17 protein-coding genes and 1 pseudogene are annotated in these 16,018 nt (G+C 68.2%); 9 read left to right on the plus strand and 9 right to left on the minus strand.

Annotated elements, in window-relative coordinates; genetic code table 11:
• Window positions 1-73: 73 nt before the first annotated feature.
• The gene (locus ABZV38_RS15130) at window positions 74-274 is read right to left on the minus strand and encodes a hypothetical protein (protein ID WP_356327259.1); all 201 of its coding nucleotides are present in this window, start codon (window positions 272-274) and stop codon (window positions 74-76) included.
• Between ABZV38_RS15130 and ABZV38_RS15135 the strand changes: the two genes are divergently transcribed.
• A complete protein-coding gene (locus tag ABZV38_RS15135; protein ID WP_356327260.1) occupies window positions 273-836 on the plus strand; it encodes an HD domain-containing protein in 564 nt (187 codons plus the stop codon). The two genes, ABZV38_RS15130 and ABZV38_RS15135, sit on opposite strands and share 2 nt — an antisense overlap.
• Here ABZV38_RS15135 and ABZV38_RS15140 read toward each other — a convergent pair.
• Window positions 824-1,291: an NUDIX domain-containing protein gene (locus ABZV38_RS15140; protein ID WP_356327261.1), complete on the minus strand. Its 468-nt coding sequence runs from the start codon at window positions 1,289-1,291 to the stop codon at window positions 824-826. The two genes, ABZV38_RS15135 and ABZV38_RS15140, sit on opposite strands and share 13 nt — an antisense overlap.
• Window positions 1,278-2,051 carry an XRE family transcriptional regulator gene (locus tag ABZV38_RS15145; RefSeq protein WP_356327262.1) on the minus strand — a complete coding sequence of 258 codons (774 nt, stop codon included), beginning with the start codon at window positions 2,049-2,051 and terminating at the stop codon, window positions 1,278-1,280. The genes ABZV38_RS15140 and ABZV38_RS15145 overlap by 14 nt, the downstream gene beginning before the upstream one ends.
• A gap of 98 nt (window positions 2,052-2,149) precedes the next feature.
• On the opposite strand from ABZV38_RS15145, the gene ABZV38_RS15150 reads away from it, so the two are divergent.
• From ABZV38_RS15150 to ABZV38_RS15170, 5 genes are all read left to right on the plus strand, one after another.
• Window positions 2,150-2,842 (plus strand): haloacid dehalogenase-like hydrolase, encoded by a 693-nt coding sequence (locus ABZV38_RS15150; protein WP_356327263.1) that lies wholly within the window; start codon window positions 2,150-2,152, stop codon window positions 2,840-2,842.
• Between the two features lie 108 nt (window positions 2,843-2,950).
• A complete protein-coding gene (locus ABZV38_RS15155) occupies window positions 2,951-3,853 on the plus strand; it encodes a radical SAM protein (RefSeq protein ID WP_356327265.1) in 903 nt (300 codons plus the stop codon).
• On the plus strand, window positions 3,846-4,487 hold the full coding sequence (locus ABZV38_RS15160; RefSeq protein WP_356327266.1) for a hypothetical protein: 642 nt from the start codon (window positions 3,846-3,848) through the stop codon (window positions 4,485-4,487). The genes ABZV38_RS15155 and ABZV38_RS15160 overlap by 8 nt, the downstream gene beginning before the upstream one ends.
• Window positions 4,405-5,058: a class I SAM-dependent methyltransferase gene (locus ABZV38_RS15165; RefSeq protein ID WP_356327267.1), complete on the plus strand. Its 654-nt coding sequence runs from the start codon at window positions 4,405-4,407 to the stop codon at window positions 5,056-5,058. Before ABZV38_RS15160 ends, ABZV38_RS15165 begins: the two co-directional genes overlap by 83 nt.
• A 20-nt stretch (window positions 5,059-5,078) precedes the next feature.
• Window positions 5,079-5,666: a CYTH domain-containing protein gene (locus ABZV38_RS15170; protein WP_353786714.1), complete on the plus strand. Its 588-nt coding sequence runs from the start codon at window positions 5,079-5,081 to the stop codon at window positions 5,664-5,666.
• A gap of 571 nt (window positions 5,667-6,237) precedes the next feature.
• On the opposite strand, the gene ABZV38_RS15175 is transcribed toward ABZV38_RS15170, so the two are convergent.
• From ABZV38_RS15175 to ABZV38_RS15195, 5 genes and pseudogenes are all read right to left on the minus strand, one after another.
• Window positions 6,238-7,962 carry a mobilization protein gene (locus ABZV38_RS15175; protein ID WP_356327268.1) on the minus strand — a complete coding sequence of 575 codons (1,725 nt, stop codon included), beginning with the start codon at window positions 7,960-7,962 and terminating at the stop codon, window positions 6,238-6,240.
• Window positions 7,963-7,966: 4 nt separating this feature from the next.
• Window positions 7,967-8,608 carry a plasmid mobilization relaxosome protein MobC gene (locus tag ABZV38_RS15180; RefSeq protein WP_356327269.1) on the minus strand — a complete coding sequence of 214 codons (642 nt, stop codon included), beginning with the start codon at window positions 8,606-8,608 and terminating at the stop codon, window positions 7,967-7,969.
• Between the two features lie 229 nt (window positions 8,609-8,837).
• Complete coding sequence (locus tag ABZV38_RS15185; protein ID WP_356327336.1) at window positions 8,838-9,632, minus strand: DUF2637 domain-containing protein; 795 nt, start codon at window positions 9,630-9,632, stop codon at window positions 8,838-8,840.
• A 294-nt stretch (window positions 9,633-9,926) separates the two neighbouring features.
• Window positions 9,927-11,120: an AAA family ATPase gene (locus tag ABZV38_RS15190; RefSeq protein WP_356327270.1), complete on the minus strand. Its 1,194-nt coding sequence runs from the start codon at window positions 11,118-11,120 to the stop codon at window positions 9,927-9,929.
• A 73-nt stretch (window positions 11,121-11,193) separates the two neighbouring features.
• A pseudogene (locus ABZV38_RS15195) lies at window positions 11,194-11,466 on the minus strand (DnaB-like helicase N-terminal domain-containing protein); the annotation flags it as partial.
• A gap of 266 nt (window positions 11,467-11,732) precedes the next feature.
• On the opposite strand from ABZV38_RS15195, the gene ABZV38_RS15200 reads away from it, so the two are divergent.
• From ABZV38_RS15200 to ABZV38_RS15210, 3 genes are all read left to right on the plus strand, one after another.
• Window positions 11,733-12,278 carry a helix-turn-helix transcriptional regulator gene (locus ABZV38_RS15200; protein ID WP_356327271.1) on the plus strand — a complete coding sequence of 182 codons (546 nt, stop codon included), beginning with the start codon at window positions 11,733-11,735 and terminating at the stop codon, window positions 12,276-12,278.
• Window positions 12,279-12,410: 132 nt separating this feature from the next.
• Window positions 12,411-12,710: a helix-turn-helix domain-containing protein gene (locus ABZV38_RS15205; RefSeq protein WP_356327272.1), complete on the plus strand. Its 300-nt coding sequence runs from the start codon at window positions 12,411-12,413 to the stop codon at window positions 12,708-12,710.
• Window positions 12,707-14,473 carry a tyrosine-type recombinase/integrase gene (locus ABZV38_RS15210; RefSeq protein WP_356327273.1) on the plus strand — a complete coding sequence of 589 codons (1,767 nt, stop codon included), beginning with the start codon at window positions 12,707-12,709 and terminating at the stop codon, window positions 14,471-14,473. The genes ABZV38_RS15205 and ABZV38_RS15210 overlap by 4 nt, the downstream gene beginning before the upstream one ends.
• Window positions 14,474-14,633: 160 nt before the next feature.
• Here ABZV38_RS15210 and ABZV38_RS15215 read toward each other — a convergent pair whose 3' ends face one another.
• Window positions 14,634-15,848, minus strand: coding sequence for a hypothetical protein (locus ABZV38_RS15215; protein ID WP_356327275.1), 1,215 nt, complete (start codon window positions 15,846-15,848; stop codon window positions 14,634-14,636).
• Window positions 15,849-16,018: the final 170 nt, after the last annotated feature.

Consider the following 16,018-nt stretch of genomic DNA (forward strand, 5'->3'; position numbering starts at 1 on the left):
ACCGCCGCCGCGACGACCCACTCCCCGCACGACTCCGTCCCTGGAAACACGCCGTCCAAGAACGATCACTCACTCAAGATCTGCTGCTGTAGTACTCGTGCCCATCGCCGTGCAGGATCGCTGCCCTGGCTGCCCAAGCCAGCAGAGTCTCGGCAAGCCAGCGGACGTGACTGCCGACCTGTGCCTCGGCCGGTCCGAGGCGCATGGGCGTGCCGCTCAACAGCAGACGCAGGGTGGGTTCGGCCTTAATTCCGCTGGGGCACGTAATGAGCATGAACCGATCGATGGCGAAGTGGGCATGTTCGGTGGCCGAGGCGGAGCTGCGTGAGTCCCTTCCTCGTCGATGGATGCACTCGCAAGGGGTTGCGCGGCGCGCGGCCGAGCTGACTGAACTCCTGGGTGGTGACGCGGACCTGCTGGCTTCTGCCGCCGTGCTTCACGACGTGGGCTACGCACCGCGGCTGGCAGCGACAGGCTTTCATCCGCTGGATGGTGCCCGGTTTCTTCGTGACGACCATGCTGCGGATGAGCGGCTGGTGCGGTTGGTGGCAAACCACTCGTTGGCGTTGCTGGAGGCGGAGGAGCGCGGGCTACGGGGCGATCTGGAAGCCGAATTTCCGCTGCTCGACGACCACCGGCTCGTGGATGCCTTGGTGTATTGCGACATGACGACGACGCCTGACGGGAAGGGCACGTCTGCCGAGGATCGGCTGGAGGAGATCATGGATCGCTACGGTGCAGACAGCCTGGTGGGGCGGTTCATCCGTCGCGCATCGCCGGACATCCTCGCGGCCGTGAGTCGGGTGGAGGCGGCTTTGGCGGCTCAGCCCAGGTAGGGGTACGTGCCGGCAAGGTAGTCGCCGATCTGCTGGCGCATGCTGGGGTGGATGTCGTACTGGTCCAGGTCGCTCGGCTGGACGTAGCGGACGCCGTCGGCTTCGTCGTTGATCGTGGGCTCGCCGCCCACCGGCCGGCCGATGTATGTGTTCTCGTACTGCTGGCGGATCTCGCCGTCAGTGTAGGCCACGATGTGGTTCGGGTTCGTGTAGACCCCCAGGAACCCCGTGACCTCGGCGATGATCCCGGTCTCTTCCAGGCATTCGCGCACGGCGCACTCGGCGGCCGTCTCGCCGATGTCCTGGGCTCCCCCAGGCAGGGCCCACTGGCCGGTGTCCCGGCGGCGCTGGAGGAGTATGGCGCCGTTGTCGTCGATGACGAGCAGGTTGTTGGCGGGGATGAGCGTGTTCGCCTTGGGGGCCTTGGGGTCGTTGTAGTACTCAGTCCTGCCCATGCGGCGAAGGCCCCTTCTGGTCGGGTGTCCAGGGCCGTGCGGTGGCCCAGACAGCTTCGAAACTCTGAGCGTAGTTGTCGAACCAGCCCGCCGTGTCTGCTCTGCGGAGATGGAGGAGAGGGTTGGCACTGGCCGGCTGACCCCAGACGTGCGGGTTGATCAGGAGATCATCGTCGTACCGGAACATGGAGGTGTAGAGCGTGGTGTCGTGCAGTCTCACCTCGCATCCGGTCTCGGACAGCAGGGGCCGGTAGTAGGTCAGGGAGGCACGGATCTTGGCGGCGAGTGTGTCGCCGATTCCCTCTTCGTGGCCCCGGATTGCTGCGGCCCGGCCCTTCGAGTCGCCGAAGCAGAGCCGCACTCGCACCCCGGTTGATGCGCGTTCGGCGAGCATCTTGGCGACGTGCGGGTTTGACTGGGCGAAGAAGGTGCCGGAGAAGACGAGGACGCTGATCTGCTCCTGGGCGCCGTTGAGCAGCGACAGCCATGTGTCGCGCGGGACGCTCGCCCGGTTCTGGTAGGTCCCGACCAGCTCCTGACCTGAACCGGTGAGCTGCTGCGGCGTGCTCGGCGCCGGTGTCGGCCAGAGGAACAGCTCCTCGACCCGTAAGTGTTTGGCGACGCGGAAGCGGTGACGAGGATGGGGAACGCGCCCGCCGAGCCACCGACCAACGGTCTTGGGGTCCACCTCGCAGACTTCGGCGAGTGATTCAGGTGGGATGCCGCGCTGGGCGAGCACGGAGTGCAATCGCTCGTTCACAGGCGCCATACAAGCTGAGACGGTCAGGAGCGGCAAGGACGTTTCGGGACGTTCCCCAGAAGGAAGGGGGCCATGACCGATGTATTTACGCTGGATGCATGGAGCTCATCGTCCTGTGGGACATCGACCACACCCTCATCGAGAACGCCGGGGTCAGCAAGGAGATCTACGCCGCCGCCTTCACGGTCCTGGCGGGAAGGGCGCCCGCGGGGCCGGCACGGACGGAAGGACGCACGGACCGGCTGATCATGCGCGACATGTTCGAGCGGAACGGCCTGGTCGAGCCGGACTGGACCGCTATCGAGGGGGCGCTGTCCGGCGCAGGTGAGGTGCGTCTCCAGGACCTCAGCCGCCGGGGGACAGCCCTGCCCGGCGTGCGGGAGGTCCTGAAGGAGGTTTCCGTGCGCAGCAGTTGGGTGTCGTCGGTACTCACAGGCAATATCACGGACAACGCCCGCGTGAAGGTCGCGGCCTTCGGCCTTGACCCCCTCCTCGATCTGCCGGTGGGCGCCTACGGGGCCGATGCCCTCCAGCGCCCCGACCTGGTCGCTGTAGCCCGGGAGCGTGCCCAGCGGCTGCGGGGCGCCCCGGATGGCGTGCCCGTCGTGCTTGTCGGGGATACCCCGAGGGATGTGGAGGCCGCACTCTCCACGGGCTCCGAGATCATCGCGGTCGCCTCCGGCGTCCACGGCGCCCAAGAGCTGGCAGACGCCGGCGCCCATACGGTCCTGCCCGATCTGACGGACACCGGCCGTGTGCTCGCGATCTTGGACGCGCTCTCCGCACGCTGAAAACGTCCCGGGACGTCCTCGGAGCGTCCCGATACGCGGTGACGAGGTCCGTACCTGTCCCGCCAATATCAGGTCTCCCACCAGGCAAGCGCCCCGAAGGAGACCCTCGTGATCAGCGATGTCACCGGGATCCGCAGGATCCGGATGCTGTACCTGCAGTTGCTCTACCGCTGCAACTTCGAATGCCTGCACTGCTTCCACGGCAAACGGCTCCAGCACGCCGACGCCTTCACCACGGACGAGGCGGTCAACCTCCTCACGCTGATGCGCGACGCGTACGGCACCGAGGCCGTCACACTGCTGGGCGGCGAGCCGTTCGTCTACCGAGACCTCGCCCAGGTCGTCCGGTACGCCAAGCGGGACCTGGGCATGCAGGTCGAGATCTGCACCAACGGCTACCGGATCGAGCGCCGGCTGACCGAGATCGCTCCCGACCTGGACTTGCTCCGGGTATCGCTGGAGGGCATCGGCACGACCAACGACAAGATCCGCAAGTTCGGAAGCTACCGAAGTGCCCTGAGCGCACTCGAAATCGCGCAGCAGCTCGGCGTCCGTGCCGGCGCGACCATGACGGTCACCTCACGCAACATCGACGAGGTCCTGCCGCTTGCCCGCACACTGCGGCACTACGGGGTGGAGCAGCTGAAACTCCACTGTCTCCGGCCGGTCGGCAACGCAGCGGATCACCCCGAGCTCCTCGTCAACGACGCCACGGCCTACACCCGTCTGCGGGAGCGCTTGGCCTCGGCCGAGCTGGACATCGAGGTGATCCTCGACGAGGACCTGTCCGAGCTCGGTGCGCCGGACGCCTGCCTCCCCGCCGGGGGCCCTGTGGAGATCGAGCGGATCGAAGCTGACCCGCGCGGCGCGCTCACCATGTCCTGCAAGGCTGTCGGCAAGGACTCGCACGCCTTCTGGTACGACAAGCTCGCCGGCCACATCGACCACCGGCCGTCCGCCACCGACGAACTCACTCTCGCGGTGCCGGACGTGGTGTACGGACGTGTCTGACCCGGCGTCGTTCGAGAGCGTCGAAGGACTCCGCGGCACCGGCAAATCTACCCTCGCCCCCATGCTCGCGGCTGCCCGTGGCGCGGTACTGGTCCCGACCGTGCCGCCCACCTACCAGGCACTGCGGCAGGAGGTCGACCGGCTGGGAAACGCAGAGGCACGCATGTGCTTCTACCTCTCGGCCCTGTTCACTGCCACCGATCAGATCCAGCGGTACCTGTCCGCCGGCATCCCGGTGGTGGTCGAAAGTTACTTCGCACGCTGCCTGGCCAACCACCGCGCTTTCGGAGCCAACCTCTCCGTATCCCTGCCGCCGGGCATCCCGCGTCCCGTCACCTACTACCTCGCCTGCGCGGAGAGTGAGCGTCAGCGCCGACTCGCCAGGCGTGACAAGCCTGTCTCGCGGTGGGACGCCCTCGCCGAGATCACCGCAGACAAGATCACCGACGCCTACGCCTCGTTCCCGATGCACCGCGTGAACACCACCGGTCTCACCCCTGACGAGGTCCTCCGAGCCGTCCTGAGCACCGACCCGCAAGGAGAGCAAGCCAGTGCAGACACCCAGCATGTGGCGACACACCCTCACCTTCTTCCCTCAGTTCCTCGCCGCGCTGAAGGAGCGTACGGAGCCTGACTCCACCGTGACGGTCATCGGCGCGAGCGACGGCAGACTCGTCGTACCGCTGGCCGCGGCCGGCTACCGGGTCGTCGCCATCGAGCGCGACCCGCTCGCCCTCCACGGCGGCGAGGTCCAACTTCCGGGTGACAGAACCGGTCACGCGATGGGCATGATCGAGCGGCTGAAGCAGGAAGGGCTTCACGACCGTGTCCAGGTCGTGGAGGAGGACTTCCTCGCCTCCGAACCCATCACCGCCCCCTGTGATGCCGTCTGGACGAGCTGCTCGTGGCATTACAGTGCCAACCACCACCGGCCGTTGGGCGAGTTCGTCGACCGCATGCAGAGCCTGGTCCGGCCCGGCGGTCTGTTCGGCGCGGAGTTCATGATGCCCCTCACGCAACGCCACCACGTGCTTGAGCACTACACATCCCCCGAGAAGCTGCGGCGTTACTTCATCGGGGACTGGGACGTCCTGCTCACCCTGCGGACCAACGAGTTCACCGAGCAGGCGCACGTCGGACAGCTGCAGGACCACAACCACCGCATGGGCCTCCTCCTCGCCGCCCGTGCGTCCACCCCCTCCTAGAGCTACGGGAAGAAGGACATATGAAGCACGAGTACGAGGCCAAGTTCCTCGCCGTCGACGTCGACGGCCTCCAGGCCAAACTGACGGCGCTCGGAGCCGTCCAGGCATTTCCGCGCACCCTCCTCACCCGGAAGATTTTCGAGAACGACGCCCTCGAAGGCGGTGCCTGGGTCCGCCTGAGGGACGAGGCCACCCGCTCCACGCTCACGCTGAAGCAGGTCACCGACTCCACGACGATCGACGGCACCACCGAGATCGAGACCGAGGTGTCGGACCTGCACGCCATGGCCGAGATCCTCCGCAACGTCGGCCTGCGCGAGGTGCGCTACCAGGAGAACTATCGGGAGGAGTGGCGCCTGGGTGAAGTCGCATTCGACTTCGACACCTGGCCGGACCTCCCCACCTTCGTCGAGATCGAGGGACCCGACGAGGCATCGGTCCGCCAGGCAGCCGCCCTGCTCGACCTCGACTACACCGAGGCACGGTTCGGCAGCGTCGATGAGATCTACAAGAGCGAGGCCGGCAGGGACATCCTGGCCGAGCCCACGCTCCTCTTCGCCGACGCCGACAAGCAGGCTTCGGCCAGGGCAGCTGTCCCGAGCGAGTGATCTTGGGGACCGAGCTGTGTTTATAGAACTGGCCGTGACGCCTCGGGTCATACCCGGCATCGCCGAGTTCGCCCGCGGCGGCCTGCCCGCCGTGGCAGACACTGACGACGGCAATACATGGACTGACGGCGTCTGCTGGCTCTACTGCGGCCAGCGATGGACCCGTGTTCTATGGATCGGCCCCGTGAGTGTGGCGGGTGCCCAGGCGGCGATGTTCGCCTGCGGCCCGTGCATCCGCGCCTTGCAGGAGCAGGTCTGGCAGTCTCTCCTCCTTCACGATGAACCGACTCGCCGGGCGCTTGTTAGCAAGGCTTCTACGACCGAGCAGCCTGAGGGACGCCGCGTTGGAAGGCATCGCGCGCGGGGCAGCATGTTCCGGCGGGAGTGAGGCCGAGAACGGACAGTGGGCGTATCAACGGCTGGGCCGGTCACCATGCGTGGTGGCCGGCCCAGCCGTTGATATTCAGGCCTCTCTCTGATGCGAATCTACGCTTCCGGGGCTCACGGGCGTCCTGAGGAGACCCTCGCTGACGCTGCTGGCGGTCTCTGGGGATCTGACTCTCCTGTCGGGTCAGCGTCGGTGGCGGCTCGGCTGGCTCGTGGGCGCTGCGGTTGTCCTCGGCTGGGCGGCGGGGGAAGGGGCGCCCAAGGCCGATGCGCTGATGCTTCGCAGCCGGGCTGCCTCGGCGCGGCGATTGGGTGTGGGGTTGCGGCTGGTGTGCTGGATGCGGGTGATCAGGACGCGGGCCGGTTGGCGGGCGGTGGCCAGTTCACGTTGGGCTGCGGCTTCCTTGAGGAGCTGGTGGGGTTTGTGGCCGCTCGCTTCGGCGTCGGCGAGGACAGTGGTAAGCCCGGGCCAGCCCGGGTCGGCGAGGATCCGCTCGGCGTGTTCGGGGACAGCTGCGCGTACGTCGTTGGCAAGAGTGCGGCGGGTCCCTTCATCAGGGCGCCGGGCTTCAAGTTCGGTGAGAGTCGGACCGAGCGCGGCGTCGGCTGCTGACTGGAGGTACTGGACGGCTTGGCGGGCAGCGTCGGCCTGGTGGGCGTGGCCCCTGGCCTCGTGCCAGCGTGCAGCGAGGATGGCGGCCCAGACGAGTGCAGCCGTCAACGCTGCGAGGGCACTGCCGTCGGGGCCGGTGGCGGTGTGGGCGATGTCGCGGGCCGCGGTCCGCAGGGCATGGGCAGTACGGTCCTCGGCCCGCACCTGTGACCGCTGTGCACGGGCGAATGCCGCACTGGCTGCACGCAGTTGGGCACGGAGGCCGGCGGGGGCTTTCTGGGCGGTGGCTTCGATCAGTTCGCCCAGAGCGGTGATGTGCGCCTGTGTCCGTGCGTCCCCTTCGGCGCTCGTGTCGGCGGTCCCTGCGCCGAGGGTGTCGAGGGCTTCGGTCGCCCGATGCCAGGGAGTAGTGGGCTGGTTGCGCCGGGCGGTGGGGTGTTCCTCGGGGGCGCTGGTCTCCAGGCGGGCCTTCAGCTTGGGCAGGGACAGGTCGGGGGCGATCTTCCCGCCGGGGTGGTAGATCTGCTCGCCGCCCTTGTTCAGGTCGCCGGGGCGGCCTACGGCGTAGCCGAGGAGGTCTCCAGAGGGGCCTCGGCGGGGCTTGACCAGGATGTCGTCGGCTTCGAGGTAGGCGAGGAGTTGTTCGGTGCTGGTGGCGTGTGGGAGGGCGGAGCGGATGCGGTCTTGGAGCCACTCGCGGCTGGTCTGCTCCCAGCCGAGGCGATCGGCTTTGTGCATCTCGGCCTGGGTGGGGCGCCGGGTGCCGGTGCGGTCGCCCTTCTTCAGGCGGCGCAGCCCGTAGTCCTTCTCGATCTCCCGGCAGGCGTCGCCGACGCGGATGCCGCTGTCGTGGAGCTTGGGGCGTCGGCCGTCTTCGCGGACGGTGGTCGCGAGGATGTGGATGTGGTCGTCGGCGTGGCGTACGGCGATCCAGCGGCAGGCCAGATCGTCACCCGCGGGGGCGATGCCGGCTGCCTGGACGATGCGCTGGGCGAACTCTCCCCACTCGGTGTCGGAGAGGTAGCGGTCTTCGGGTGCGGCGCGGACGGGGCAGTGCCAGACATGGTCGGTGACAGGCTTGCCGAACTCGCCGTTGCGCAGGCGTACGGGCTCGTCGAGGTGGCGGCCGAGTTCGGTCAGGGTGGCGTTCTCGTCGCGGCCGGGGTCGGGCATGCCGAGCATGGCGAAGGCGGCGACGAGGTGCGGGTCGAGGTGTTCGTCGTGTCGGCCGGGACCGTAGAGGTAGGCGAGCAGACCGCGGGTGTTGGACCCGGCCGGTTTGATGGCGGCGATCATCCGGTCAGACCTCCGTCGGGTCAGTGGGCCGGCGCAGGGCTTCGGCGATCAGGGCGAGCAGGTGGTGGAGTTCGTCGAGGCGCTGACGGATGTCGGGCGGCGTGAAGTCGCTGTTGAGCGCGCGGGCGATCTGGTTGACGTTGACGCCGGTGTTGAGGGCGCGCAGCACCTGGGCGCGGAACATGTGGATGCGGCGTCGGTCCTCGGACAGGGGGAGGTTCGCGGTGAAGCGGCCGTCGATGAAGGCCAGGACGATGTCGGCGGCAATGCCGGATTCGCCCTTGTAGCCGTGCTCGGCGGCGGCCTCCTGGAGGGCGGCGTGCTCGTCGGCGGTGAAGCGCAGCGGGCCGACGCGGACGGTTCGCTTGGTGCCGGTGAAGCGGCGGATCGCCGGCTGGATGCTCTGCACGTCTCGCTCGCCGGCCGTCGGCTCGGCGGTGGGCGTGGGGTGGAGGATCTGCTGCTGGACGGTACGGAGCTCGTCCTGGTCGGGGTCGCCCTCGGCCCCGGCCTCCTGGTCCGGCGCCCCCTGGCGCTGGGCCCTCTCCGCCGCCCCCGGGGCGGAGCTCCCCGAAGACCGGCCATGAGTCGGACTCGGGGTACTACTGGCTCCGCCAGGAGCCGTCCGTCCGAACGCCCGCCGCAAACGTTCTGTCAGCGTAGGCGACTTCGTCAGTGTCGGCGGCCCATCGATGGCGCCGTCAGTGTGGTTCGGGTCGTGGGTCACGGATAGCTCTCCGGAAGGTGTGGGCCGGGTGGGTGGCGTGCGGAGGCCACGGCTACGACTGCGGGAGTGTGGATGAGTGATGGCGGCGGAGAGGCGGGGACCGCTTGACCGGTGGCCGTAGGAGTTCCGGCCACCGGATGGCGGGCGATCAGCCGACGTTCCGACCGATGCCGGGTTCCGACCGGAGGACTTCCATGACTTCGGTCAGCCTCTGGCCGCCGACCGTATGTCCCTTGGCACGTATGGCCTGTTGCACGATGCCCCGTGTGAGCTTGCGCTGTTCGGCCGCGGCGATCCGCCCGATCTCAACCAGTTCCTCCACCGTCGCGCTGACCGGACGCCCACCGCGCGGCTGGCGCTCCGAAATCCGGGGCGGCGGCGTTCGGCTGGAATCGGTTGCCTGCGGATTGGCGATGCGTTCGGATGGCGTAGCCTGCGGTTCCGGTGCCTCGGCGGAATTGAGTGCCGGGCGGTCGAGGGGCCGGTCGACCAGTTGGTGGATCTGCCGCATCAGCACGCCGAAGGCCAGCAGGGCTGCGGTCGGGGGAACCGCCGCGACCACGTAGTCGAGCAAGGGCACGACGCTCGCGTTGCCCGTGCCGCTGACACCGGCCACGTTGAGCCCAATGGATCCGACCGACCCGGTAGCGGTCAGGGTGACCGCCCACCAGTCGGTCACCCGGCGGAGGCCGGCGCGGAGCATGAGCAGTTCGCCCGCGACGATGAAGGCGTCCAGGGTCGCGGGCCAGGCCCATTGCCGGACCGGGGAGCTTCCCAGGCCATGCTGTCCGGCGACTTGGGCGAGGTGTGCGTAGGAGAGCCAGAAGCCGCCGGCGGTGAGGGCGATGATGGCGGTTCCGGCTGCGGCGAGGGCGTACCGCTCGGCCGCATGCTGGGCCGTTGCTTGTGGCTTCACGTCTTGGACGTGCTCGGCGTGGGGCATCGCGTGGCCTTGCTGGGTGGTGTCATGAGGGGTGTCGGGTGTGGTCATGCGGGTTCTCCGGGGTGGTTCTGCGGAGGCGATCACGGCGTTCACGCAGGGGGCGTACACGTGAGCCCCCTTCTAGAGGGGGGCTCATGCGTGAACGCTGGCGTGCGTGTGCGGCGTGAACGATCGCGTGATCGTCTGACCTGGGGTTTTGGTCTTGGCGTGTACGCCTGCGGTGAGGCGTGGGCCGGTGCGCGGGGGAGGGGTGCGTGTACGCCCTCGTGTACGGTCCCGGCGTCCGGCGCTGTGTCAGGAGACGGCGCCGATATGGCGGACTGAGGCGCGGTAGCGGGCTTGCTGGCCGCCTCCGGTGCCGCCTGCGGTGCCTTCGGCCTTGCCTGCGAGTCCGGCCCTGACGAGTCGGTCCAGGGTGCGCCTGGCTTTCTCGGTGGCCGAGCGCTCGGGGTTGTTCTGGCCGCTTTGGATCATGGCGAGTTCGCGCACGGTCAGGCCGTCGGGGCGCTGTCGCAGGATGGCGACCGGGTCGAGGGCGGGGTCGAGCGTCGAGATGCCGCGTTCGTGGTCGTGGATGACCTGGAGGGGGCCGATCTCGCCGGTGGGGGTTTTGAGGTGGTGCAGGGTGACAGCGAGGTCGCCGGCCTCCCCGGAGACGAAGAGAACGCTGCCCGCGCCGGAGGTGATCCACGTGGAGCCGTAGACGCGGTCCAGGGTGGGTTTCTGGGCGCGTGGAGCGCCCTCGGTGGCCTTGCGCTGGTGGTGGAGTTCCATGATCTCGACGCCATTGCGGATAGCTCGCTGGCGGGCGTTGTTGTAGGCGACGCCGAGGGCGTCGTCGACCAGCGTGCTCACCGCGTCCTTGAGGCTGTCGATCACGATGGTGTCGGCCTGGTGGGCTGCGGCGAGGTCGGCGAGGAGGTCGGGCTCCTTGTCCAGACTGGCGGGCAGGGGGCCCTGCCAGACGGCGAGCCCGTCGCGCAAGCGCTGCTCATGCTCGGGCCCGACGCTGCGGGCCATGGCGCGGGCGATCTGCTTGTACCGGTCCAGCGCGAGGTACAGCACCCGCCGGCTCGGTGCGACAGGCATGTCCAGGACGCTGTCCGACAGGCCCAGACGAGCGAGGATCACCTGGTGGGCCAGCGTGGTCTTCCCGACTCCCGGCGCTCCGACGATCATCAGGCTCTCTCCCGACGACCAGGCCGCCTGCTCCCGAGTGCCCCAGAGAGGTTCGGTGTCAGTGCCGGTCTCGGTGACGAAGCGCCATCCGTCGGTGATGAACCGGGAGAGTCGGCCCTGTCCCGAGGCCAGCGCACGCTCGCGCTCCGCCTGGACCTCTGCCTCCACCTCGCTGCGGATGGCATCCGGATCGGCGCCCGGCTCCATCGCCTGCTGAGCGGTCCGGATGCCGGAAGCGCGCAAACGCCTGAGGTCGGCCATCGTGCGCACGATGCCCGCGTAATAGGTGGCGCTGCTGGCGGAGGGCACGGCGTCGGCGAGCTTGGTGGACGTACACCACACCCCCGACCCGCTCCAGGTCGTCCTGGGCGCGCAGCTGGTGCGACAGAACGATGGGGTCGGTCGGATTGTCCTCGCTGTGCAGGGCGAGGATGGCGCGCCAGACCGTCTCGTGCGCGGGGCGGTAGAAATCGGCTGCGTCGAGCAGCAGGCGCACTTCGTCGATCACCTCGCCCTTGTGCATGCAGGCCCCCAGCACGGCGGCTTCGGCGTCGACGTCGTGCGGCGGAACCGCGGTGAGGTCGCCCGGCGAGGGCTGGCGGCCGGTTCCCGCGAGGTGTGGCGCGTTCGGCCGGGGTTCGTCCATACTGGACATTGAGCTCCTCAACTTGCGGGCCGTACGGGACGGCGAATCCCAGGCCACGCGGGTCAATCGTTCAGGGATGGGCGGTTACGAGAGTTCATGCTTGGCCCCCGACGTTCGTAGCGTCGGGGGCTTTTTGCGTTCGCCCCCGTTCGAGGGCGGACGTCAACAGTACCTGACGTTTTCGGAAGCGCAACGGTTGCATTCGGCTCCGGAATGGTGTTTAGTTTTCACCATCGCCCCGGCTGTCCGTCGGGCCCCGGCAAGGAGGTGCAGTGATGAGCAGTGACGAAGGCGCCTCCCGCGCGGGGCCGGAGCGGCCGCTGGCCGAAGATCACGTCGCGGAGCGCATCAAGCTCGAACGTGAGGCCCGCGGCTGGAGCACGGTCACACTGGCCGAGCGAATGGCAGACGCCGGCCACCCGGTCAACCAGTCCGCGATCTGGCGCATCGAGAGCGGCAAGCCCCGCCGCCGGGTCAACCTCGATGAGGCGCTCGGCTTCTGCAAGGTCTTTGACCTGACCTTCGACGAGCTGACCAGCCCCCCCGGCCAGCTCGCCAACCCGCTGGTCCGTCGTCTCGTCGGCGACTACGTCGCGAGATGGACGGAATGGCGGGCCCTGGGCAAGGACATGCGCCGGATCCAGGACGAACTCGCGGCGTACACGGACGCCAATCCCAACCAGGAAGACATGGTCAAGGCTCTGCTGACCCACGAGCTGACCATCGCCTCGAAGGGCGAGTTCCATCATCACCGTGGCGCCCCGACACAGCTCCGCAGCTTCCTCGGTGAGCGCATGGACGCGCCGACCGAACAGAGCTGATTCGGCCCTCGCTGCTACGAACAGCGCGGGTTTCCTGCCGTCTCCGGCTCCTTCTCTTCACGCCCATCCCTGAACGACTCGGCGGCCAAACGGGATTCGCCGTCCCACGGCCTGCCAGGAGAGGACTCTCCCTTGCCCCGAACCGAACTGCCGCTCGCCCAGATAGCCGACCTGCTGGATGTCTCCGAGGCCGACCTGCGAAAGCTGCTCTCAGAACGACGTCCAGCCGGAGGCGACACCACTCTCGTGGCCCTCACCGTTGCCGAAGCCGCGCGGCGCATCGGCATCGGCCGCACGAAGCTGTACGAGTACGTCACCTCCGGCGAGATCGCCTCGGTCAAGATCGGCAGCTTGCGTCGCATCCCAGCGGAGGCGGTGAACGAGTTTCTGGCCCGGCAGCTCACGGCCAGCGACTTCGGGGCTGCAGCATGACGCGGGACGCGACGGCGAAGGGCCGTCAGCCCAACGGTGCCTCTTCGATCTTTCGTGGGAAGGACGGTCGTTGGCACGGATACGTCACCGTCGGCACTAAGGATGACGGCACATCCGACCGGAGGCACATCAGCCGCAAGACCCGCCCTGATGTCACCAAGGCCGTTCGCGAGCTGGAGCGTCAGAGGGACAAGGGAGCTGTCCGCAAGGCCGGCCAGAATTGGACGGTGGAGACCTGGCTCGTCCACTGGGTCGAGAACATTGCCGCGCCGAACGTCTCCGAGAACACCATCGACGGCTACCGCGTCGCGGTCTACCACCACCTCATACCCGGCCTCGGTGCCCACCGCCTGGAGAAGCTGGAGCCCGAACATCTGGAGCGCTTCTACAAGAAGATGCAGGACAACGGAAGCGCCGCCGGCACCGCCCACCAGAGTCACCGGACCGTCCGTACCGCCCTCAACGAGGCGGTGCGCCGGGTTCATCTCACGGTCAACCCAGCCACGATCGCCAAGGGCCCTCGTGTCGAAGAAGAGGAGGTTGAGCCGTACTCGGTCGAGGAGGTCCAGCGCCTGCTCGCCGAAGCGAACAAGCACCGCAACACCGCACGCTGGGTCATCGCCCTGGCGCTCGGCCTGCGGCAGGGCGAGGTCCTCGGCCTGCAATGGAGCGATGTCGACTTCGAACTCGATGTGATCCGCGTACGCCGAGGCCGGCTGCGGCCCCGCTACCAGCACGGCTGCGGCGACCGCTGTGGGCGCAAGCCCGGCTTCTGCCCCCAGAAGATCAACACCCGGCGCGAGACCAAGAGCGTGAAGTCCCGCGCCGGTCAGCGGCCCATCGGCGTCCCGGGTGAGCTGATGGAGCTACTCCGCCAGCACAAGGGGGAGCAGGACCGCGAGCGGAAGCGCGCACGCGATCTGTGGACGGAGAAGGGGTACGTCTTTACCTCGCCGACCGGCGAGCCTCTGAACCCGAACACGGACTTCCACAAGTGGAAGGACTTGCTGAAGGCGGCGGAAGTTCGTGACGGCCGCCTCCACGACGCCCGCCACACCGCAGCGACCGTCCTGTTGATCCTCGGTGTCTCCGATGCGGTCGTGGACGGAATCATGGGATGGGAACCCGGGAAATCGGCTCGGATGCGTCGCCGCTACCAGCACCTGACCAGCCGCGTTCTCAAGGACACTGCCGACAAGATTGGCGGCCTCCTCTGGGGGACAGACCAGACCACGGGAAGTGCCGCGCTGGGTGCTGGCCAGAGGCCCGTCCCCGCCGAACTTGTGGTGCACGTCGCCCGGCTTGGAGACCGGCGGGTTCCCTTCCTTCACCGCGAGCACGCCGACGAGGTCGTCGCACGGTGGAGCGAGGACTGGCCCGACCGCACGGCCGGGATCGAGGAATGGGACCGCTGGCGCTGGGAACACCAGGGACCCGGCGGCGCGAGCGCCATCCGCGACCGCGTGCCGGAGCGGGCTGTGGTCTTCCACGCCCGAGCGATCTTCCTACCCGGCGGGGAACGAGCGGCGACCGGGCTCCCGGCGCAGTGGTCGGTGCCGGCCTGGGAGTTTGAGGTCAATGCCTACACAGACCGCCTCTCCGCATGGCGCACGGCTCGATGCCCCGGCCCGGGCCAAGAGGTCGAGGCCCAGGTGCGAGGCACGGGCAAGGCAGCCGTGGAGGGAGCCTTCGCCGAGGCGTGCGCACAGGCTGCGGACCGTGCGCGGTATCCGGGGAAATACGGCGACACCGACGAGTGGTGACGAAGGCCGGGCCAATATCGAGCCTGGGAGAGTGCCGCGTACTTCCAGCGCTCTCCCAGGGCGTAGTTGGTTCCCAGGGCTCAACGCGCCTCTGCGGACCGTCGTCCCCCGCCAGAGCCCTCATGCCTTCGTGATGGCACAGCGGTGCCGGAGCCAATCTTTACGGCATGGCCAAGGTGACCGGGTGGCGGATCACCACCGAGACTCCGCGGATGCCTGCTGCAAACCCATTCTCGTGTCGGCAAGTGCCGCCAACTCGCAGGGAACCGTCTTCGGAGCTCTGCGTGACCTGGGCGTGTTCGTCGTCCACGATCAGCTCGGCGAGGACCTGATCCTTCAAACGGTCTCCCCGGGCCGCGGAGACGGCGGTGTCGTCCTGGCAGCGGTCCGCCACTCGGCGCCAGCGGTCGGCGGAATCCGGATCACCGCTCCACGTCCACAGACCTGCGGCTGCCCGTGCCACTTGGGCCATGAATTCGGTTCCGCCTACGTGGACGGAGCGTGCCCTCCCTGAGCAGGGTGAGCCGACCCACGCGTAGTTACCGATGACCGCTTCGAGTGCTCCGCCCCTTCCGTCGAAGATCAGGAGGCTCGCACCGCTACCCGTCCGATCCTTGGCTGGCTTCAGGAGATCTCTGCCCAGACGTTCCGCGGCGTGGTAACCGATCCGGTGCAGCAGATTGACGACGTCCTGGGGGTTGGTTCCCTCGTCCGTTTCACCGTAGAGGACGTCCACGCGCACCCCGCGCGCCACTGCGGCCTGGATGGCGTCGCCGAGCTTCGACAGGCTCTCCAGATTCACCGTGGGTGAAGCGATCAAGACGTGGTTTGCCGTCGTGGCCAGTGCCTCGGCGATCTGGAGTTGGTGGGCCTTCCCATCAGACAACTCCGCGAACAAAGCCGCTTCGGTCGACTGGTCCGGAGAACCGTCATCCCTGCTTCCGAAGGGATCGGAGCCTTCCAGCCACGGGAAGGTGACACCCGTCTGGGGTGCCGCTGCGGCCCCGAATGCGACGGTGGGAGACTTCCGCCCTGGGATGCTCAGTGGTGTCGGCCTGTGCCCGTGGCCGACGGCCGGCATTCGGGCCTGTACCGAAGGGGTCACCTTCACTCCGGTTGCCTGTGGGGTCGGTTGGACGTCCGGGGCACTCTCCAACTCCTCTTGCCTGGTCTGCGCAGTTGCCAGGATCTCGGCTGACAGAGCCTGGTGCCAGCCACGGGGAAGCCCTGTGATGGCCCGGTCGGCGAGGTCGACGCGTACGGGGAGGTAGCGATCGACTGTCACGAGTCTGGGCCGCCCGATGCTACGCACCCACTCGCCGCTGGCTCGGGGCAGTAGCTTCTGGATCTGTGACTCGTCCAGCGCGTTGCGCACGATGCGCAAGGGGGTGGCCGGGTTGAGGTCCGGTCGTGCCTCCTGCTTCGAGACGGTCTGCACTTCACCACGCCTGGCCAGCTGCCCTGCCGTGCAATCGAAGACCAACGTGCAGGGCGCGGCCGGAGCAACGACGACCGATGCCGGGTCCTTTCCGGAAGAACATGCCT

It is taken from the genome of Streptomyces sp. NPDC005181, assembly GCF_040608395.1.
Taxonomy (GTDB): Bacteria; Actinomycetota; Actinomycetes; order Streptomycetales; family Streptomycetaceae; genus Streptomyces.